At 68.2% G+C, this 20,495-nt stretch carries 13 protein-coding genes; 10 read left to right on the top strand and 3 right to left on the bottom strand.

What is annotated here, in order from left to right; translation table 11 throughout:
* Positions 1-33 precede the first annotated feature (33 nt).
* From ACIRA5_RS00555 to ACIRA5_RS00540, 4 genes are read left to right on the top strand one after another with little or no spacing between them, the layout of a single operon-like run.
* The gene (locus tag ACIRA5_RS00555) at positions 34-1,620 is read left to right on the top strand and encodes a B12-binding domain-containing radical SAM protein (protein ID WP_403685941.1); all 1,587 of its coding nucleotides are present in this window, start codon (positions 34-36) and stop codon (positions 1,618-1,620) included.
* 24 nt (positions 1,621-1,644) lie between these two features.
* A complete protein-coding gene (gene ureA, locus ACIRA5_RS00550) occupies positions 1,645-2,364 on the top strand; it encodes an urease subunit gamma (RefSeq protein WP_403685939.1) in 720 nt (239 codons plus the stop codon).
* Complete coding sequence (locus ACIRA5_RS00545; RefSeq protein ID WP_403685938.1) at positions 2,361-4,019, top strand: urease subunit alpha; 1,659 nt, start codon at positions 2,361-2,363, stop codon at positions 4,017-4,019. Before ureA ends, ACIRA5_RS00545 begins: the two co-directional genes overlap by 4 nt.
* Positions 4,020-4,045: 26 nt before the next feature.
* Positions 4,046-4,879, top strand: coding sequence for a hypothetical protein (locus ACIRA5_RS00540; RefSeq protein WP_403685937.1), 834 nt, complete (start codon positions 4,046-4,048; stop codon positions 4,877-4,879).
* A 15-nt stretch (positions 4,880-4,894) separates the two neighbouring features.
* Here the strand turns inward: ACIRA5_RS00540 and ACIRA5_RS00535 are convergent, their stop codons facing one another.
* The 3 genes from ACIRA5_RS00535 to ACIRA5_RS00525 all read right to left on the bottom strand — a co-directional run bounded on the left by ACIRA5_RS00535 (position 4,895) and on the right by ACIRA5_RS00525 (position 7,698).
* Entirely contained in the window at positions 4,895-5,632 is a 738-nt protein-coding gene (locus ACIRA5_RS00535) for a phosphotransferase family protein (RefSeq protein WP_403685935.1), read from the bottom strand.
* Between the two features lie 393 nt (positions 5,633-6,025).
* The gene (locus ACIRA5_RS00530) at positions 6,026-6,793 is read right to left on the bottom strand and encodes a tyrosine-protein phosphatase (protein ID WP_403685934.1); all 768 of its coding nucleotides are present in this window, start codon (positions 6,791-6,793) and stop codon (positions 6,026-6,028) included.
* Between the two features lie 215 nt (positions 6,794-7,008).
* Complete coding sequence (locus tag ACIRA5_RS00525; protein WP_403685933.1) at positions 7,009-7,698, bottom strand: DUF402 domain-containing protein; 690 nt, start codon at positions 7,696-7,698, stop codon at positions 7,009-7,011.
* 432 nt (positions 7,699-8,130) lie between these two features.
* Between ACIRA5_RS00525 and ACIRA5_RS00520 the strand changes: the two genes are divergently transcribed.
* The 6 genes from ACIRA5_RS00520 (at position 8,131) to ACIRA5_RS00495 (ending at position 19,604) form a co-directional block, all read left to right on the top strand.
* Entirely contained in the window at positions 8,131-9,021 is an 891-nt protein-coding gene (locus ACIRA5_RS00520; protein WP_403685931.1) for a phosphotransferase, read from the top strand.
* Positions 9,022-9,032: 11 nt separating this feature from the next.
* Positions 9,033-9,482: an NUDIX domain-containing protein gene (locus ACIRA5_RS00515; RefSeq protein WP_403685930.1), complete on the top strand. Its 450-nt coding sequence runs from the start codon at positions 9,033-9,035 to the stop codon at positions 9,480-9,482.
* A gap of 154 nt (positions 9,483-9,636) precedes the next feature.
* On the top strand, positions 9,637-10,260 hold the full coding sequence (locus ACIRA5_RS00510) for an MFS transporter (protein WP_403685928.1): 624 nt from the start codon (positions 9,637-9,639) through the stop codon (positions 10,258-10,260).
* Entirely contained in the window at positions 10,188-10,862 is a 675-nt protein-coding gene (locus tag ACIRA5_RS00505; protein ID WP_403685927.1) for an MFS transporter, read from the top strand. The genes ACIRA5_RS00510 and ACIRA5_RS00505 overlap by 73 nt, the downstream gene beginning before the upstream one ends.
* A complete protein-coding gene (locus ACIRA5_RS00500) occupies positions 10,859-12,970 on the top strand; it encodes an ATP-binding cassette domain-containing protein (RefSeq protein ID WP_403685926.1) in 2,112 nt (703 codons plus the stop codon). The genes ACIRA5_RS00505 and ACIRA5_RS00500 overlap by 4 nt, the downstream gene beginning before the upstream one ends.
* Before the next feature lie 415 nt (positions 12,971-13,385).
* Positions 13,386-19,604, top strand: a complete 6,219-nt coding sequence (locus ACIRA5_RS00495; protein WP_403685925.1) for a DNRLRE domain-containing protein — start codon at positions 13,386-13,388, stop codon at positions 19,602-19,604.
* Positions 19,605-20,495 lie beyond the last annotated feature (891 nt).

Raw genomic sequence — 20,495 nt, 5'->3', positions numbered from 1 at the left:
CCCTGTTCGACCGCCTGTGGAAGGTGAACCCGCATGTCCCGTACTGAAGTTCTGGTCATCGTCCCGCCCAACTCCAACACCGTCATCGACGGCCGGCTGCTCACCGTGACCCGCCCCGAGGAACACAGCGACTGGTCGGACTTCCTGTGCCTGGGGGCGCTGTCCCTGGTGAGCGCGTTAGCGCAGAACCCGCAGATCTCGCCCGTCTACATCGACGGCACGGTCATCTCCGTGGACGAGGTCCTCGCCTACATCACCGACCACGCCGAGCACATCCTCGCGGTCTGCGTGGGCGTGCTCACCGCCAACTTCGAGGCGGGGGTCCTCATCGCTCAGCACGCCAAGATCACCGACCCGCGCATCACCACCGTCGCGGGCAACGACCACTTCAGCTCCCTGTGGTCCGAGTGCATGACCGCCGCCTCCTGTCTGGACTTTGGATTCGTCGGCAACGAAGTCGTCGGCCCCTTCACCCGCCTGATCGCCGCCCTGCGCGCCGGGGAGACCATCGAGCCCGAGAAGCTGCCCGGGCTGGTGTATCGCACCAGCGAAGGCCCGCGGCTGACCCCGCCCTCGCGGGAGCCCGTCTTCACCGGCTTCGACTACGGCCACGTCGACGGCGCCTTCCAGCACACGGCCCTGTACACCGGGAACTTCCAGGGCCGGATCGCGCCGCGCGTGCACGAACTCCTCGGCCGGAAGGTGACCGCCGGCGTCCCCGTGGAAATCGGCCGCGGCTGTGTGAAATTCGCTGGCAACGACGCCTGCACGTTCTGTTCCATCCACGCCGGACAGCTGTGGCGCAACCATGTCGGCCCCCACGAGGCCTGGGCCGTCCTCGAGGCGGCCTTCGCCGCCGGATACGACTACCTCTACTTGACCGCGGACGAACTGCCCATGACGTTCGCCAAGCTGCTCACCGCGATGGACGGCACCCGGCCCGGCTGGTGGTCCGCCCTCGCAGAGGAGGAGCGGCCCGTGCTCGTCGGCTACGGACGGGCCGACGGGATCGCTGACCCGCGCCGGACCGCGCTGCTCACCGGTCTCGGCGTCCGCCAGATCATGATCGGCATGGACGCGGGCGCGCCTCTGTCGCTCGCAGCGATGAACAAGCCCCTGGGCGGCCGCCGCCGCGATGTCCTCGCCGAAGCCGAGACCCTGTACCAGCTCAACTCCACCGCCATCACGGTCGCCCGCGAGCACGGGCTGCTCATCCGCGCCGGCTTCGTCGTCGGACACATAGGCATGACCCGCCAGCTCCTCGACGAGAACGTGGAACGCATCCTGGCTCTGATCAGCGAGGGCGCCACGACCGGCGTCTTCTCCGCCGTCGACGTCGAGGTCCTCTCCCCACAGCCGGGCGCCCGCGACTACACCTACCTCACTACACCCCAAGCAGCCCGCACCGCAGCCGCACACCTGGGCCTGCCCATCGCCGACGACCCGTTCCTCGATGAGGTCGCCCAGCGCTGGAACGGACGAGCCGTCGTACCGCCCGAGGACGCCATGCGCGACTACGCCCGCGCCCTCATGCCCGACCTGGACTTCGACGACCTTGCCCACGCCCGCACGGCCATCCGCCAGCACGCCAAGGCGTGCGGCGTCGTCATCGGCGAATAGCCCCTCTGTCCTCAAGGAGCAGGTATGCGTCTGACCCCGGCAGAACACGACCGGCTACAGCTGTATCTGGCAACCCTCCTCGCCCGTGAGCGCCGGGCCCGCGGCGTGCGGCTCAACGTCCCAGAGGCGACCGCGCTCATCGCCCATGCCGCCTGCGAGGCAGCACGGGACGGCGCCCGTCTCGCCGACGCCGCGGCAGCGGCCCGCCGGGTCCTCACCGCCGACGACGTCCTGCCCGGCGTGGCCCAGATCCTGACCGAGATACAGGTCGAGGCCGTCTTCGACGACGGCACCAAGCTCATCGTCATCACCGACCCGATCCCCGACCCCGGCACGGAGGCGGCCGCGCAGGCCATCCCGGGGGCGGTCCTGCCGGGCGAGCCGGCAGCAGTCACCCTTCCCGAGCTCGTCCAGGTCGAGGTCACCAACACCGGCCCGGTGGCGATCACCGTCACCAGCCACTTCCACTTCTTCGAGGCCAACCGGGCTTTGGCCTTCGACCGCAGCGCTGCCTACGGACGCCGCCTCGCCCTGGCGGTCGGTGAGGTCACTGTCTTCCCTCCGCAGTCCGCCCGCACCGTAACCCTGACCCCGATCGGCGGCGACCGCATCGTCATCGGCTTCGCCGGCCTGGTCGACGGCCCGCTGGACGCCCCCGGCCAGCTCCAAGCCGCGCTCCAGCGCGCGCACGTCGACGGCTACCTCGACACCGGATCCACGACCGCCCAGGAAGGCACCCCATGAGCAGCCGCCTGCACGGCCCCACCACCGGCGACCGCCTCCAACTGGCCGACACCGGGCTGCGCCTGCGCATCGAAGCCGACTCCCAGCGCCCCGGCGACGAATTCATCACCGGCTACGCCAACACCGCCCGCGACGGCATGCATATGAAGGCCGAACCCACCGACGCCACCTGCGACCTTGTCGTCTCCAATGCGGTCCTGGTCGACCCCGTCCTCGGCGTACGCAAGGCCTCGATCGGCATCCGGGACGGCCGCATCCACGCCATCGGGCGAGCCGGCAACCCCGACACCCTCGACGCGGTCGACGTCGTCGTGGGCACCGGCACCACCGTCATCGCCGCCGAAGGACTGATCGCCACCCCCGGCATCATCGACACCCACGTCCACCTCGTCTCCCCACGCGTCCTCAACGCTGCCTTGGCCGCCGGCGTGACCACGGTCGTCTCCCAGAACTTCGGCCCGACCTGGGGCTGCGGCATCACCACACGCACCGAACTCCACCACGCACTGCGCGCCTTCGACGCCTGGCCCGTCAACATCGCCCTGCTCGCCCGCGGCTCCAGCTCCCACTCCGGCCCACTCCTCCAGGCCCTCGCCGAAGGCGGCGCCTCCGGCTTCAAGGTCCACGAGGACATGGGCGCCCACGCCCGCGCCCTGGACACCGCCCTCACCGTCGCCGACGAACACGACGTCCAGGTCGCTCTCCACAGCGACACCCTCAACGAAGCCCTCTACGTCGACGACACCCTCGCCGTCATCGCGGGCCGCACCCTGCACGCCTTCCACGTCGAAGGGTGCGGCGGCGGCCACGCCCCCAACGTGCTCCAGCTGGCCGGCGTCACCAACATCATCGGCTCCTCCACCAACCCCGGCCTCCCCTACACCCGCGACACCGCCGACGAGCACCTCCGCATGATCGCCACCGTCCACCGGCTCGACCCCACCAACCCCGACGCACTGCGCCTGGCCGCCGACCGCATCCGCCCCGGCACCCTGGGCGCAGAAGACGTCCTGCACGACCTCGGCGTCATCCCCATCACCTCCTCCGACTCCCAGGCCATGGGCCGCATCGGCGAAACCGTCCGCCGCACCTTCGCCGTGGCCGCCAAGATGAAAGCACTCGACCCCGAGCCCGCCGCGGACGACAACGAGCGCATCCTGCGCTACCTCGCCAAACTCACGATCAACCCCGCCCTCGCCCACGGCATGGCCCACGAGATTGGCGCCCTGACCACCGGCCGCCTCGCCGACATCGTCCTGTGGGACCCCTCCTACTTCGGCGCCAAGCCCCACCTCGTCCTCAAGGCCGGCTATCCCGCGTACGGCGTGACCGGCGACCCCAACGCCTCCACCGAGAGCTGCCAACCCCTCGTACTCGGACCGCAGTTCGGGTCCTTCGGCGAGACCGCCGCCGACCTCTCCGTGGCCTTCGTCAGCCAGGCAGCCCACGACAGCGCCACCGACCAGCTGCCCACCCGCCGACGCCGCGTGGCCGTCCGGGACACCCGCAGCATCAGCCTGCCCACCATGCTCCGCAACGACCGCACCGCAGACGTCCGCGTCGAGGCGTCCACCGGCCGCGTCAGCCTCGACGGCACCCCGCTCAGCTCCCCGCCCGCCGATGCCACCCCGCTCAGCCGCCTCTACTTCCTCTGAACCACCTGATCCGACAGGAGCACACCGTGCCTCACACCACCCCCGCCGCCAGCCTCCTCGCCGACGCACGCGCGACAGTCGACCTCGCCCCGGACGCGGCCGCCGCGCTCACCGCGCTGCGCAACGAGGCCGCCCGCTTCTTCACCCTGGACGAGGCGGCCAAGCGCGCCCACGGCAGCGCCGACTTCAACTACGGCTTCCGCCCCTACGGCCGCCAGTACTCCGTCAGCCCCGACCGGCCCGACATGAACGAGAGCTTCACCTACTGGGCGGACAACCCCGCCACCATCCCGCACCACGACGCCGAGGCCATCGCACCGTTCCTGAAAGCGCTGCGGGACTACTGGGCCGTCACCGCCGAAATCACGTCCACCATCCTCGCCGACCTGTCCGGCCACTACGGGCACCCGCCGCACGCCCTGCCATTCGGCGACTACTCCTACCTGGAGATCAACTGGTACCACCCCAGTGACCGCGACCTGCTCCAGGACCGGCACGAGGACGGCCACCTGCTCACCCTCGCGATCGCCGACGGCCCCGGCCTGGAGATCGAAGTCGGCGACGCCATGGAGCCCGTCCCGGTCCACGACAACCGGCTGCTGGTGATGCCGGGCAGCCTGCTCACGGCCATGACCGGGGACGACATCCCCCCGCTCTACCACCGGGTCCGCAACCACCAGCTCCCCCGGCGCATGACCGTGCTGTTCCTGGCCAACCCGCCCCTGGACCAGCCCGTAGCGCCGTACGTAACGCGGGAGAACAGTCCCAGGGACATCAGCGAACTCGCCCGCACCAAGGGAGCCATGTTCGGGCTGCCGACGGCACCCAGCAATCCCGCAGCGTCCGCCTCACCCCTCTGACCAGGCCATTCGCCGTCAGACGAGAGCCGTGTCGAACACGTCCCGGTGGGCGTACGTGAAGGCGTGCTCCCGCCGGCTCCACTCGATCCGGTCGCTCAGCACGTCGGGAGCGGCAGGCGCCGTCTCCGGCTGAGCCAGGAACTCGGACCAGAACCGGACGTTGCGTACCTGGCGCTCGAGGATGCAGTCGACCAGAGCGTGCCGCTCGGCCTCACCCAGGCCATAGGCATCGGCGATGAGCCGGACCTGTTCCGCCTGGCGATCCAGCGGCATGCGCTGCTTCGACGAAATCGTCCAGGTCCAGGATAGGTATCCGAGGTCCTCCAGCCGGCTTCCCGGCGCGGCTTCGGACCAGTCGATGATTGCTGCGGGCACCTCGTCCTGGAAAACGAAATTATTCGGGCCAGGGTCGTGGTGACACACGACGTCGAAGCGGCCGGCGAGTTCACTTCCGCGGGTGGCGTCGTGCGCCTCCCGCAGCAAAACCGCTGCGGCTCGCACCTGGGCATCGGACCACGGCTGGAAGCGTGCGGGAACGTCCCCCTCGATAAAGCCGAGAAGGTCTTTTCCATCGACCTGTCCGAGGTACCTCGGGGCGTTGTCGAAACTCTGCTGCTCGAACAGTTTCAGGAGACGGGCCATGAATTCTGATGATTCCGTTGCAGGCTTTCGTACGGTGTCGTCAACCCGCACCACGCCCGCCGCCATTCGACCGCCTTCAAGGGCAACCGCACCGGCCAACGCATCACTCATGGCTGCCACTCCTGCACATTGATCATCAAAACCCACGCGGGCATCACACAGCACTCTTATACGTCGGAGCACGAGAGCCCGTCCTGTAACCCGAGAGATGCTAGCGGAGCCGGAGGCCGCGGTGGCGAAGGGATCACAGAAGTGGGTGCAGAGTGATGAATCCGCGCCGCTTTCAAGATCGAATCTGGCTATTCCCGGACCACAGATGACGACGCTGGATCGAACTGCCTCCCGGCTTGTCCAGGGCGAATGAAGCAGGAGTCTCCTGGTCGCGCGCATCGTCTCCGTTGGCGCGACTCTGCGGAGGATGGCTCAGATTCGCCCCTCGTCCTTAACGGGCGCAACACAGGTGCCCTCGGCGATCACGCCGAGGGCGCGCCAGCAGGGACCAGGTCAGGGCACCAGGAGCGAGCGGAGCGCAGCCATGTCCTCGGAGGTGACTCCGTGAGCCTCGATGTAGGAGGTCAGGCTGCCGTGCGTGTGGTCGATCGCTTCCATGGCTGACCGGAGGAGTCCTTCGGTCACGGGGTGCGAGTAGCGGGTGACCCCTGATTCGTCAGTGAAGGGGGTGGGACCGGCCGTCAGCATCAGTTCGGTGTTCGACTGGACGAAGTGGTCGACGATGTCCGGCCACGGGGCCCCGAGGAGGGACTGGATCACGGCGACCGCAAGACCCGTCCTGTCCTTGCCGACGGCGCACTGGATGATCGCGGGCAGGGCGCCCGGGCGGATCAGCCGGTGCACCAGCTGCCCGATCGCCGGGCCGGCGTACACCGCCATGAAGGGGTACAGCCGTGCGGGATCGACCGGCCAGGCCTTGCCGTCGAATCCAGAGAAATCTGTGAAGCCGAGCTCCACCAAGCCTGTCCGGTCGGGGAGCGCGGGAAGGGAGACCCGCTCAACGCCTGCACCATGACTGCCGAGTGGCCATACGGCCGTCTCCGCATTACCGCGCAGATCGAAGATGGTGCGAATGCCGAGCTGGTTGATGCGCTCCGCACCTTCTTCTGTGAGACGGTTCAGAGATCCTGACCGGTAGAGCTTTCCGGTTCGCAGCGGGGATATTGCAGCGTCCCGGAAGTTGCGCACGTTCGGTACGTCCAGCGCATGGCTCTGGGGTGGGTGACTTGCCGACTCTTCGGATATGTGTGGGCGCGTCATGCCGTAAGAATAGCGAGAGAAATTGCCTCTGTCGCCGGTGAAGTTCCGCCATTTCCGATTGCTGTTTGATCGTCAATTGCATTCCAGCTTCATAAACCAGTTACCGGCTCTTTTTTGAAGCACGTGGGCGCACGCCGGATAATTCTGTGCGCCCCCTCTCGACCGCCCATTGCGGAGCTTGGCCGGAACGGTGTCTTCGGTCCGCGCGCGGCGAATCAGCGTGCAATGCGGGCGAAGGTCGGTGTGGGCCAGGTTGAATCACGGCGCCATGCTGCCCACCAGCCGGCCTCCGCGAACGGGCCTCGGCGCTCAGTGACCCAGGCCAGGGCCTGGTCCCTGGCGGCATCGACCTGGGCGTGCTCACTGTCGTCGACGATGCCCAGCCGCCGGGCCTGGGCATACTCAGCTTCGTCCTTCCAGTTCCACGTGGACAAGTCCGCGTCGACCACGAGATCGACGAACAGGTCGAAGGTGTCAAACCCCTGGCCTCTACGGACACTTGGCCGTTCGAAGTTGATGTACCAGTTCCGTAGGCGAGTGCCGCCGTCGCCGCCGTCGACTGTGTAGAAGGCGTTGACGCTGAAGTACGTGTGCGGCGGCCTCCACAACACAAGCACCGTGTCCTGCCAGCACGTGTCGGTCAGCGTCCACGTCCCGGCCGCGAGTTGCCGGATCACGTCGCCCCGTTCGGCCATGTGTGCGGACCGGCGGGAGCGCGCGTAGCTGTCGGGCACGCGCACCTCGGCTCCGGGCCACATGGCGGTGACCAAGGCGGTGGCGGAGTCGTCGATGACGCGTAAGGCCTGGGTGCTCCAGACCTGGTCATGCCACATGTCCCGGCGCTGCACCGTCTGGCCGGGCGTGAAGCATCGCATGCCGCCGCCACCCTCCGTCTCGCTGTTCATGCCTCTCCAACTGTTTTCCGACAATGTCCGGCCGGACCCGTGAGCACTGTCCCGCCCATGTCCTCCTGCCCTGCCGAACGTCCGATCGACAGGGGTGCCTTGTGCTGCGCGGGCCGAGCGTCCTGGCGTGCGTGAGGGAAGTTGTCCGATTCAGGTCTTCGCACGCCGTCGGCTGTCAGTGGGGCCCACCAGAGTTCTCCTCCGCACCCGGATCGTGATCCCGACGAAGGACGGACGATGCACTCGCCGCCGTACGCCACGCAATCGCTTGATCGGGTGACGATCCCCGAGCGAGTGGTCGAACAGGAGGTCACGGCCGCATCGCCCTCCCCTGCCTCCTGCGTTCGAACAGCGTGTCCACCTCGTGCAGCGTGCGGACACCACCCGTGCGTTCGCCGCGGATCCGTCACGCCCGGAACCGAGGTGGGGGGCATGACCGCCGGCAAGCCGATTCCACCCGCCCTCCTTCAATGGGCCCAGACTGTCCTCGGCCCGGTGCACCTCGAACGGGACGTCTCCCACAGCCGCCCCAACTCCCGCGTGTGGGAGCTGACCTGTGCCGCCGAGATCGTTTTCACAAAGCTGGCGGCGAGCGCGACGGCCTTCGGCCGCGACACTCGCGCCCTGCGGGAAGTGGCGCCCGGTATGGAGCCGGGCACCGCACCGCTGCTGCTGGCGTCCGACCCGCACCAGCAGGCCCTGCTGCTCTCCCCGGTGCCCGGTCGCATGGTGAAGTCGCTCTCCCTCACCCCCGCCGTGCAGCGCATGCTGCACCGGCGGGCTGGTAGTTGGCTGAGGCGCTTCCACGGCGGTGCTGGCGAGCTGTCGGCTCAGGACCACGCGGACGCCGCCGTCGAGGTCGCCCGGGCCGCCGGCTGCGAGAAGCACTTGGCCGGAGCCGCGGACCTGATCGGCCCGGCTGAACGGCGGACCGTACGGTGGCACGCCTCCGCTCTCGGCCAGCTCGGGCCGCTGCCGACCGGTTTCATCCACGGCGATTTCCAGGAACGCAACTGGCTGCTCGACGGTGCCCTCGCAGCCCCTGTGTTCGGGGCAGTAGACCTGGAACGCGCCCGTCCGCACGCCGCGGTCGCCGACCTCGTCCCTCTCGCCAGCGGATCCTGGATCGGCCGCCCAGACCTTCAGACAGCGTTCTTGGAGGGGTACGGCCGCGTACTCGCCGATGGGGAGCAGTGGGCGCTGCGCTGCCTGTGCGCGCTGGACGCGGCGAGCGCCATCTCCTGGGGCGTCCCGAACGGCGACCTCGAGATCGTCGCTCGCGGGCGGGCCGCGCTGGCCCGGCTGGAGGTGCAGGCCGCGTGAGTGAGTAGCACTTGAGCCCGGCGATCGTCATGGTCCTGCTCCAGCGTGACGACGGGCGGGTCCTGGCGGTGCGGCACAACAATCGGTCCGCTTACTGCTCGAACCAGGTCACCGTGATCGGCGGCAAGCTGGAGAACGGCGAGTTCCTCGATGAGGGCGCGGCGCGCGAGCTGCACGAGGAGACCGGCGTCCGGGCCGCCGTCGAGGACCTGGAGATCTGTCAGACGGTGCACTACTGCGATCCCGACCAGGTGCGGGTGATCGGTGTGGTGTTCACTGCGCAGCGCTGGCGGGGCGAGCCGTACAACGCCGAGCCGGACAAGCACGACTCCGTCCTGTGGATCGAGCCGGGCAACCCGCCGGCGGACTGCCACCCCTGCACCCGGGCGGTCTTGGAAAACTTCGTGGCCGGGCGGCTGTACGGGAACATCACCGTCCCGGCGAGCGGCGGTGCCGTGTGACGGCCTCTCCTGATCGAGCCCCGAGCCCTCCTGTCGCCTCCACTCCCCCTCATGCCGTCAAGACGCCCGCGGCTCTGTGGCGCCACCGCCCCTATCTGCTGTATGTGGCGGGTGAGGCGGGCAGTGTGGCCGGATCGTCGGTGAGCGCCGTGCCGTGCCCTACCTGGCCGTGGTCGAGCTGAACGCCTCCCCGGCCGAGGTGGCAGCGCTGACGTTCCTGACGCACCTGCCCAGCCTGCTCATCGCTCTGCACGCCGGGGCGCTGGCCGACCGGCATCCCAAACGACCGCTCATGGTCGGCGGCGATCTGGTCTGCCTGATCGTCCTGCTCACGCTGCCGCTCGCGGCCGCGGTCGACCGGCTGACCTTCGCGCAGCTGATGGCGGTCGCGTTCGTCCAGGCCACTGCCGGGGTCATCCACGATGCCGCCGCCATCGCCTACCTCCCCACCCTGCTGGACCGATCGCTGCTGCAGCAGGGCAACTCCCGCATCGGCGGCCTGTTCTCCCTGTCCGCCACGGCCGGCAGCAGCCTCGGCGCCGCGCTGGTCTCCGCGTTGGGGGCGGCCCGCGCCGTCCTCGCGGACGTCCTCTCCTACGCCGTCGCGCCTGGTGCACGTCGCGGATCCGCGTCACCGAGCCGCCGCCGTCGCCTCGGACCGGACGTGCCCGGCTGCGCACGGAGATCGCGGAAGGCGTGCGGTACGTGTTCGCGGAGACGACCCTGCGCACCCTCACCCTCACCAACTCCACCTCGAGCTTCGCCCTGGCCGTGCTGAACACTTTGTGGGCGCTGTACCTGCTGCGTGAGCTGCACTTCAGCTCGACGGCGTTCGGGCTCGTCATGGCGGCCGCCACCGTGGGCAGCTGCGCCGGCGCGCTGCTCGCGCCGCGCATGACCCGGTGGTTCGGGCCCGGCCCGATGATGCTCAGCGCGCTGATGCTGACCCCGCTCACCCAGATCCCGCTGCTGATCGCGTCCCCGGGGCGGTCCTGGCAGCTCGTCATCGGCGCCGCCCTCGCCGTGCAGCTCTTCTGCGCGGCGGCGGTCGGCACGACCCAAAGATCGATCCGGCAGATGATCACGACGGCGCGTCTGCAGGGGCGCATGCAGGCGGTCAGCACGTGGCTCACGGGTGGGAGCCGTCCGTTCGCCGCACCCCTCGCCGGCGCGATCGGCACCCTGTACGGGGTCCGCAGCGCCTTGGTCGCCGGCACGGTCCTCCTGCTCGTCCCAACCGCTGTCCTGGCCTTCTCCCCGGTGCGCTCGCTGCGCGCCCTGCCCGGCGCGGCCACCGATCCCGATGGCGATCCACCGGCTGACGTTCCGGCCGCCGCCCGCGAGCGCGCCCCGCTGAAGACGGAAGGAGACCGGCCGTGACGGAAACCGCGGACCGACTGCATGACGACAGCGAGGACACCGACGAGGTGGAGGCGGCGCCCGCTGTTGAGGAGGAGTTGGCGTTCAACCACCCTGGCGGGGACAGTTTGGAGTTGGCCGAGCTGCTGACCGGCCGCACCATGGCCCGGCGTCTTCCCTCGCTGATCCGCCGGACGTTCTCGCTGGCCTGGGAGGTTGACCGCCGGGCCGTCGTCGCCCTTCTGGTCTGTCAGATCGTCTCGGGGCTGTTGGGGGCGCTGGGTCTGTTCGCGACGACCGAGGCTCTCTCGGTGCTGATCGCGACGGCGCACGATACGCGCCGGCTGCCCGAGGCGATCCCGGCCGTGGCCGTCCTGGCCGGGACGGCCGCGCTGCGGTCTCTGCTCGGCATCGCCATTCAGGCCCTGTCGAACCGGCTCCCGCCGCGCGTCAGCCGCGAGGCGGAGTACAAGATGCTGGAAGCGGCGACCAACGCGGAACAGGCCGCGTACGACCACCCCGGGTTCAACGACCGGTTCGATGCCGCCGAGCGCGGCGTCGATGTCAGCCGGGACATGATCGGCCAGTCCCAGAACTACATCGCCTCTCTGGCCACCCTGGTCGCCGCCGGCGTGGTCATCGCCAGCCTCTACCCGCTGCTGCTGCCTCTGTTGCTCGCTTCTGCGGTGCCGCAGGCGATCGCGGCGATCCGCGCGGAGCGCGTCACCTACCTGGCAGTGGTCGCCACCCACAAGGACCGGCGGGTGAAGACCATGCTGCGCTGGCATCTGATCGCCAAGAACCAGTCCGACCAGGTCCGCACCGACACCCTGGCGCCGTACCTGCTGGGCAAGTACCGGGACAGCGCCCAGCGGGTGGAGGCCACCAGCGACGCCGCTGCGTGGGACCGGGCCAAGATCTCCGTGGTCGGGGCCGCCGCGACGGGGCTCGCGTCGGCGCTCGTGTGGGGTGCGGTCTTCTTGTTGCTGGAGACCGGGCGGATCTCGGCGGCCGCGGCCGGAACCGTGGTGTTCGCGCTGCGCTCGGCGGCCACCGGACTGCAGGGACTCGTCAGCTACGGCCGGGACCTGCTGCGTACCGGGCTCTACCTCGACGACTGGGAGCGGTTCGTCACCGAGGCAGCCGGCCAGCGCATGGCCCGCGGCACGCTCACGCCCCCGCGACCGCAGCACATCGCGCTGCGGGGCGTCTCCTTCCGCTATCCGGGAGCGGAGCAGGACACCCTCCACGACGTCGACTTCGAGGTCCGCCAAGGCGAGATTGTGGCGGTCGTCGGGGAGAACGGCTCAGGCAAATCGACCCTTATGAAACTTTTGTCCGGTCTCAACCTTCCCTCCATTGGCGTCGTCGAGTGGGACGGCGTCAACGTCACCGACCTTGATCCGCACGCCTTGTGGCGGCAGACGTCGGTGGTGCCGCAGGACTTCGCCCGCTGGCCCATGACCGCGCGCGAGAACATCACGCTGGGCCAGCCCCGCGCCGAGGGCGACGCGGCGGTCGCGCGTGCGGCACGGGCCAGCGGCGCCGACGACGTGATCCGGAAACTCCGGTCCGGGCTGGGCACGCTGCTGGCCCGGGAGTGGTGGGGCGGCGTGGCGCTGTCGCCCGGGCAGTGGCAGCGGTTCGCGGTGGCCCGACCGGCGCACAGGGATGCGGGCCTGCTCGTCATGGACGAGCCCACCTCGGACCTCGACGCGCGGGCCGAGCACCGGATCTTCACCGGGCTGCGTGAGATGGCCGGCGACCGCGCCGTCGTCCTCGTGACCCACAACCTCGCCAACGTGACTTCTCCGGGGGTCCAGGCTGTGGCGATGGCAGGATGTTCAGGCTTGATGCAGCTCAGCGCCGGTGTATTTGAGTTTATCCATCACAACAAGTGTGGTGTTATCGCTGGATCGGGTGACGTCACAGTAGGCGGCTCCTACCGGTTCCCGCCGGTCTCTCGGGGAAGACGACCCGTCGGTGGCGAAGTCCTCGCCGGAGACTCCGGTCTTCTCGCTGCGCCGCTAGGAGGCGCCTGGATTGCCGGGGCTGACGATCTCGATCCTGCGGTGGCGGGCGGCCTGGTTCCCCAACGCCGGCGCACCCCTCGGTGTCAAGTCATCTGAAGGACTCGTCGGGAACGGGCGCGATGAACAAGACGCTGCCGCTGGATCGTTGGCGTGGCGGTCGGAGGGCACCGCGGCAGGCGAGACCAGTGCGATCACATGCGAGAGTGGCGCTAAATCAACCTCCGTGGCTGAAATGCAGCCTGCACGCTTGACCGAGATCAGCAAAATCTTACCCAAGGCGTGAAAGTTCAATTGAGGACTATTTCACCGAGTATGCCCCTGCCCTATTACTGCACGGCTGCACGGCTGCACGGCGCACAATGCGCCAATTGGGAAATAGGGGCCATGTGGTCACATCAAGACGATGTAATTGTTCAAGTGCTGGCCATGGACGGGGTCATGACAGGTTGTGAGTTGCGTGTGAAGATCTCCGGCTGGCGCAGAGAGGCAACTGCGCCGGAGGGGACTTCACATGCCAACTCTGTTTCAGAGACCCACGCGGCACCGAGCCGCAGGGTCCGAGCAGCCCTATCTGCCACTATCCTCCCTGCGTCGTCTGCGCCCGGTCGCTGCGGCGCTGACGTTGCTGCTGGCCATCGAGACTGCCGTGGTCATCGACTCGACGGGCCAGGCCGTCGCTCTGCCGCAGGAATTGCCTGCAAAAAGCGCGACGGCCTCAGGTAAGAAAACCAAGAAGCTGGGCCCCGCCACTGCCGCCTCGGAAGCTGCTGCGCGGTTGAAGGCCAAGATCCAGAAACGCCGCATCGAGGTCACCGACGCTCGCACGGAAACCTCGACCACCTACGTGAACCCGGACGGGACGGTCACGGAGAAGGCGTACGCCGGACCGATCCGCTTCAAGGGCGACGACGGCTCCTGGCGCAGCGTCGACCCGTCGCTGGAACAGGCCAGCGATGGGTCGATCAGGGCGAAGGGGCATCCCCACGGGCTGACCCTGGCGGGCAAGCATGCCGCGCCGAAGGGGCTGAAGGCTGCTGGCGAGAAGAGTGCAACGGCGCCGGTGCCGCTGGTCACGGTGGAGGACCGTGCGGGTCGGCAGCTGCAGCTCGGCTGGTACGGCGCACTGCCGGAGCCCACGATCGAGGGGGCCGATGACACGGTCGCCCGGTACAAGGACGCGCTGCCGGCCACCGACCTGCTGATCGAGTCCACGCGGACCGGCTATGAGCAGTTCCTGGACCTGAAGAACCGTTCCGCCGTCGATGCCAACGGCCAGGTGGCCTACAGCCTGAAGGCCAAGGGGCTGACCGCGAAGGCGCACGATGACGGGTCGGTCACCTTCACCGACGCCAAGGGCAAGAGCGCGGGGGTTTTGCCGTCGCCGGTGATGTGGGACGCCCAAACAGACAAGAACTCCGGGGAGCACACCCATCAGGCGAAGGTGGGGGTGAAGGTCGCACAGGACGGCGACACCATCACCATCACGCTGACTCCGGACGCCGGGTTCCTGGCAGATGAGAAGACGCAGTTCCCGGTCACCATCGACCCGTCCATCAACGTCGGCAGCAGCTTCGACACCTTCGTGGAGCAGGGCTACACCACCGACGAGTCGGCCGCGACCGAGCTGAAGATCGGCAACAACGGCTCCAGTCAGGTGGCGCGTTCCTTCCTGTCCTTCCCGATGAAGAACATCACCGGGAAGCAGATCACCGCGGCGAAGCTGAACCTGTACGAGTTCCACTCCTGGTCGTGCACGGCCAAGGGCTGGGACGTGTACAGCACGGGTGCGGCCAGCACCAGCACGCGCTGGACGAGCCAGCCGAGTTGGGGCACGAAGTACGCCACCAGCACGCAGACCAAGGGCTTCTCCAGCTCCTGCAACGACGGCTGGGTCAACGCGGACGTCACCTCGCTGGCCAAGTCATGGGCCGCTAACGGCAACGGCACCAACCACCTGGGGCTGCAAGCCTCGGACGAGACTGATCCGTACGGCTGGAAGCGGTTCAACTCGGGCAACGCCGCCTCCAACACGCCGTATCTGTCGGTGACCTACAACTCCATTCCCGGGGTGCCGACCCTGATATCCCCGGCCGACAAGGGTGCCACCAACGACACCACCCCGACGCTGTCGGCGAAGGCGTTGGATCCGGACGGCTCCCAGGTCACGCTCGACTACGAGGTCTGGGCCTCCAACGGCACCTCCGCACTGCAGTCCGGCTCCAGCAGCAGCGTCGCCTCCGGCGCGACGGCCACCTGGACACCGACGGCGCTGCCGCAGGGCACCTACAAGTGGCGCTCGCGTGCAGGGGACGGCTCGGCGAACAGCGCCTGGTCGGCCTTCCGCACCCTCACGGTCGACACCACGGTCCCGGCGACGACGCAGACGTCCTCCACCGACTTCCCGGCTGGCCAGTGGTCTGGCACGCCGGACGACAGCGGCGACTTCACCGGCACGTTCACCTTCACCCCGCCGACCAGCGACGTGAAGGAAGTCCAGTGGAACCTGGACAGCGGCACCTGGCAATCAGTCGCCACCACCGGCACCGCAGTCACCGCCAAGCCGGTCTTCCGCGCGGGCAAGCACACCCTGACCGCGCGCACCAAGGACGCGGCCGGCAACGTCTCGGCCACCACGAGCTACACCTTCTACGCGGGTTCGGGTGCTGCCCTGCTCACCCCGGGTTTCGGTGACCGTCCGGCGCGGCGTACGGAGCTGACGGGCCAGGGCAAGGCGAGTGACACCGGGGTGCGCTACCAGTACCGGCGCGGTGAGACCGACACCTGGAACGACATTCCCGCCCAGGACATCCGCCGCAAGGCCGACGGCTCCACCCTCACGGCCTGGCCCGCCACCGTGACCAGCGGCACCGCCGAGGCGCTGACCTGGAACACCACCGACACCCTCAGCGAGGATGGTCCGGTAGACGTCCGCGCGGTGTTCACCGACGGCACCACCACCGACGCCTCCCCGGCCACCACCATCACGGTGGACCGCAACGCCGGCCAGGCGCCCAGCGAAGATGTCGGGCCCGGCAGCGTGAACACGCTCACCGGTGACTACGGCCTGTCGTCGACGGACGCCTCGGCCTTCGGCCTGAGCGTCTCGCGGACGTTCTCCTCCCGGCGCCCGTCCAACGGGGCCCAGCAGGAGGGGCAGGCGGCGATCTTCGGTCCCCAGTGGACCGCGGGCACCACCGCTGAGATCACCGACAGCGACTGGTCCTTCGTACACAAGACATCGGCCACCTCGGTCGCCGTCGTGGACGTGGACGGTGGGGTGGTCGGCTTCACCGCGGCCAGCGGCGGCGGCTGGAAGCCGGAGGCCGGTGCTGAGGACCTGACGCTGACCGGCTCGCTGACCGGCTCGTTCACTCTGAAGGACACCGAAGGCACCACCTCGGTGTTCAGCAAGGTCGACTCCACCGCCACCACCTGGCAGCTGGCCACCACGTTCCTGCCGACGGACAAGTCCACCACCACCGTGATCTCCGAGAAGACCACGGTGAACGGCAAGACGCTGGCTCGGCCCAAATACGTGATCGCCCCGACCTCCGCGGTTACGGCCGACACGTGCGCGGCGACGCCGTCGACCAAGGGCTGCCGACTGCTGGAGTACGTGTACGCGACCTCCACCACCGCCACATCGAGCACGTTCGGCGACGACAGCGGCCAGGTGAAGCAGATCCGCCTGTGGGCCACCGACCCCGGCGCCTCCGCCGCGACCGCCACGGCCATCTCCCAGTACGCTTACGACGACCAGGGCCGACTGCGCGAGCAGTGGGACCCGCGCATCTCTCCGGCGCTGAAGACGGCCTACGGCTACGACACTGCCGGCCGTGTCACCACGCTCACCCCACCCGGTGAGCTGCCGTGGACGTTCGAGTACGGCAAGGCCGGCAACAGCGCGGCCGCCGGTGACGGCATGCTGCTCGCGGCGTCCCGCCCGAACCTGAAGGCCGGTACCAAGGACGAGCAGGACGGCACCAGAGCCATCACCTCTGTCGTCTACGACGTGCCGCTGTCCGGCACCACGGCCCCCAACCAGGTTGCCCCCGGGGACGCCACCACCTGGGGCCAGACGGACGCGCCCACGGACGCCACCGCGGTCTTCCCTGCCGACCAGGTTCTGCTGTCCCACACCGGTTCGGATCTGGGTGCAGCCGACTACGACAAGGCGACCATCACCTACACCGACGCCTCCGGGCGCGAGGTCAACACCGGCCTGCCCGGCCGACACCTGACCACCAAGCAGTACGACCGGTTCGGCAACACGGTCTTCGAGCTGACCGCGACCAACCGCGAACTGGCCCTCGGCAGCGCCGACTACCAGGTCAACACCCAGAGCCAACTGAACATTCTCGCGGCCTCTCCGGCCGAGCGAGCACGCCTGCTCGGCACCGTCTCGGTCTACTCCACCGACGGCAAGCGCCAGTTGGAGGAGTTCAGCCCACTGCACCTGGTCACCCTCACCAAGCCGCTGGCAGGTGACGCTGACAGCCCCGACCTCCCGGCCGGTGTCCAAATTGCGGCCCGGGAACACACCGTCAACAGCTACGACGAAGGCCGTCCCACCGACGGCACCGCCACGGTCAGCGACCAGGTCACCACCGTCAAGGTGGGCGCCTGGATCGACGGCTACCCGGCCGACGGGGATGTACGCACCACGTCCACCGGCTACGACTGGGTCAAGGGTCTTGCCACCAGCGAAGTCACCGACCCGAACGGGCTGAAGCTCACCCAGACCACCAGCTACGACACCCAAGGCCGGGTCATCAAGACCACGCTGCCGAAGTCCACAGGCGCCGACGCCGGAGCCACCATCACCCAGTATTGGTCCGCCACCGGCACCGGCACGTGCGCCGGACGCCCGGACTGGGCCGATCTCGTGTGCTCCACCGGTCCGGCCGGAACCATCACCGACGGCGGTTCTAACCCCAACGAACTGCCCACGAAGATGACGGAGTACGACCGCTGGGGTAACCCGGCCAAGGTCACCGAGACGGCCAACGGCGTCACCCGTACCACCGTCAGCACTTACGACGGTGCAGGCCGTGTCAAGCAGACCCAGGTGGCAGGCGGCATCGGCACGGCGGTGCCGGCGCAGAACACCACCTACGACACGGCGAGCGGCGATGTGGCGACCGGCTCCAACGGCACCGCCACCATCACCCACACCACCGATCTGCTCGGCCGAGAGATCGCCTATGACGACGGCGCGGGCAACGTCACCCACACCGAGTACGACAGCCGTGGCCGCAAGATCCGTGTCACCGACTCGGCCCCGTCGACTGTCACCTACGACTACGACAACCCCGCCGGCCTGCCCAGCCGAGTCCATGACTCGGTGATGGGCAGCATCGGCGATGTCACCGGCTCCTACGACTCCGACGGTCGTCTGTACAAGGAGGTGCTGCCGTGGAACATGAACGTCGAGTTCGACCTGGACCCCACCGGCAGTGAGACCTCCCGATACTGGCACTGGGAGTCGGGCTGGACCGTTCAGGGTGAGTCCACCAGCCAGAACATCCACGACCAGGTCGTCTCCCGCACTGTCTACACCGGCGGCGGCGCCTACCAGGAATACACCTACGACGCAGCAGGTCGCCTGACCAAGGCCGACGACTCCGAAGCCGGCGTCACCACCCACCGGGCTTACACCTTCGACGACAACACCAACCGCAAGGCGCTGACCACCACCAACGACGACGTCGACGGAGGCACTCCCACCACCAACACCGACAACTACGCCTACGACAGCGCCGACCGACTGACCGCCAGCGCCACCGTCTACGACGCCTTCGGCCGCACCACCGCACAGGCCGACGGAACCCAGAACACCTACTACACCAATGATCTCGTCCGTCAGATCACCGCGAACAACAAGCGCACGACCTGGAACCTGGACGCGGCCGGGCGCCTCGCCTCCCAGACCACCGAGGAGCAGGCCGAGGACGGGACCTGGGGCAGTGCCGACACCCAGACAAACCACTACGGCGACGACGAGGACAACCCGACCTGGACCACGGGGAGCAACGGCGCCATCAGCCGCAGCCTCGAGGACCTGGCCGGCAATCTGATAGCCACCACCAGTGCGACCGGCGATGTTGTCCTGCAACTGTCCAACCTGCACGGTGACATCGCCACCCAGATCCCGCTGGTCGACAGCACCACCCCGGTCGTCAACACCTACGACGAGTACGGCAATCTGGAGCCCGGCACCGACCCCACCCGCTACGGCTGGCTCGGCGGCAAGGAGCGTTCTTCCGAGACGCCCAGTGGTGTGACCCTCATGGGCGTGCGCCTGTACAACGCCAGGAGTGGATCCTTCCTGTCGACGGACCCCGTCCCCGGAGGCAACGCCAACGCCTACAACTACGTCAACGGCGACCCGGTCAACAAGTACGATCTCACCGGCAAGTACTGTGAGTGGTGGAAGCACAAGTCCTGCAAGAAGAAGAAAAGAAGGCCGTGGTACGGGAAGCGCAGGTCCCACTGGAGTCTCCGTCACTGGGCCATGCGCAGAGTCAGAGGTTTCTTCTTCTGGGGCGGCCGCGGCGGCACCATTGGCGGCGGATTCGGCGTCATCGGTGGCTGCATCATCGGTGGAACTTTCACCGGCGGGATCGGCTGCGGCCCCGGGGCGGCGGTCGGCGGAGGCTGGGGATTTGCCTTCGGGTTCACCTCTGGCGGGATTTACGGACTCTTCCGGGGATCGAGGTCGTGGTGGTGATGCACACATGAAAATCTTCGTCACACTGCAGCGGCGAATGGATCAACTTCTGGCACCTCGCTGGCAGTTCGTGTCCGGCGGGCTGCTAGGAGCTCTGCTCTACAGCATATTCGGCGCCGGCCAAGGCGATTCGAGCGCAATGCTGATCGCTGAAACTGCAGCTGGACTCGCTGTGGGCGTCCTGGTCGTAGCGGCTTTCCGGTATCTCGGGCGAGCCAGGTAGCTCCACCAAGGGTGCTCTTGTGGCCTCCGCATGTGCGGAGGCCACAAGAGCACCGAGCACTAGACACCCTCCGTAATGGACTCGCAAGGTAAGCCAGGCCCCGACAAAACGGATCGATACGCTGCTCGGAATTCCCTACAAACACGGGTTCTGTCGATGACCGTTTTCCTGTCCCTCCTCATCGGCACCGTTGCCGGTGTCGGAGTGGTGGCAGCTTGGCTGCCCGGTCGATCCGGTCGACCGAGCTGCACCCTCAGAGGATTCGGTGCTGGCGCTCGCCATCCCGTTCCGCGAGTGGTGGGCACGGAGTACGGATCAGTTCCCCGCCACCTTCGGAAGTCTGGTGGTGGTCGAAATAGCTGGGCAGACCTACCTTAGAAGGCGCGCCCAACGCGTCGGTAACAACTGACACAGCCCTCAAAACGTGCCGCCGACCCTCCGCATCGGCGGCACGCATGTGACCGAGGCTTCCCCTGGAACTCGTAACACGATCAGGAGCGCGCTTTCTCGAGGCGTCGCCAGCAGATCAGACGGCCGGCCAGGGAGACAAATGCCTAGTGGAGTTCGGTGCGGAGTTCCCCTGATGGAGAAAGGCGTGGGGAATCATCAAGAAACGCCGCTCGGAAATCGCCGGAGCAACGTTCGGATTCGGATTCGGGATCGTACTC

Origin of the sequence: Streptomyces sp. NPDC096311, from assembly GCF_044763085.1 — a bacterium.
GTDB lineage: Bacteria > Actinomycetota > Actinomycetes > Streptomycetales > Streptomycetaceae > Streptomyces.
The sequence above is the reverse complement of the archived record's forward strand: the minus strand, read 5'-3'. Positions and strand labels throughout refer to the sequence as shown.

Excerpts from the sequence above, each read along its gene's own strand:
- ACIRA5_RS00555 (WP_403685941.1), top strand. The coding sequence starts at position 34 with ATGTCCCGTACTGAAGTTCTGGTCATCGTCCCGCCCAACTCCAACACC.
- ureA (WP_403685939.1), top strand. The coding sequence starts at position 1,645 with ATGCGTCTGACCCCGGCAGAACACGACCGGCTACAGCTGTATCTGGCA.
- ACIRA5_RS00545 (WP_403685938.1), top strand. The coding sequence starts at position 2,361 with ATGAGCAGCCGCCTGCACGGCCCCACCACCGGCGACCGCCTCCAACTG.
- ACIRA5_RS00535 (WP_403685935.1), bottom strand. The coding sequence starts at position 5,632 with ATGAGTGATGCGTTGGCCGGTGCGGTTGCCCTTGAAGGCGGTCGAATG.
- ACIRA5_RS00530 (WP_403685934.1), bottom strand. The coding sequence starts at position 6,793 with ATGACGCGCCCACACATATCCGAAGAGTCGGCAAGTCACCCACCCCAG.
- ACIRA5_RS00525 (WP_403685933.1), bottom strand. The coding sequence starts at position 7,698 with ATGAACAGCGAGACGGAGGGTGGCGGCGGCATGCGATGCTTCACGCCC.
- ACIRA5_RS00520 (WP_403685931.1), top strand. The coding sequence starts at position 8,131 with ATGACCGCCGGCAAGCCGATTCCACCCGCCCTCCTTCAATGGGCCCAG.
- ACIRA5_RS00495 (WP_403685925.1), top strand. The coding sequence starts at position 13,386 with ATGCCAACTCTGTTTCAGAGACCCACGCGGCACCGAGCCGCAGGGTCC.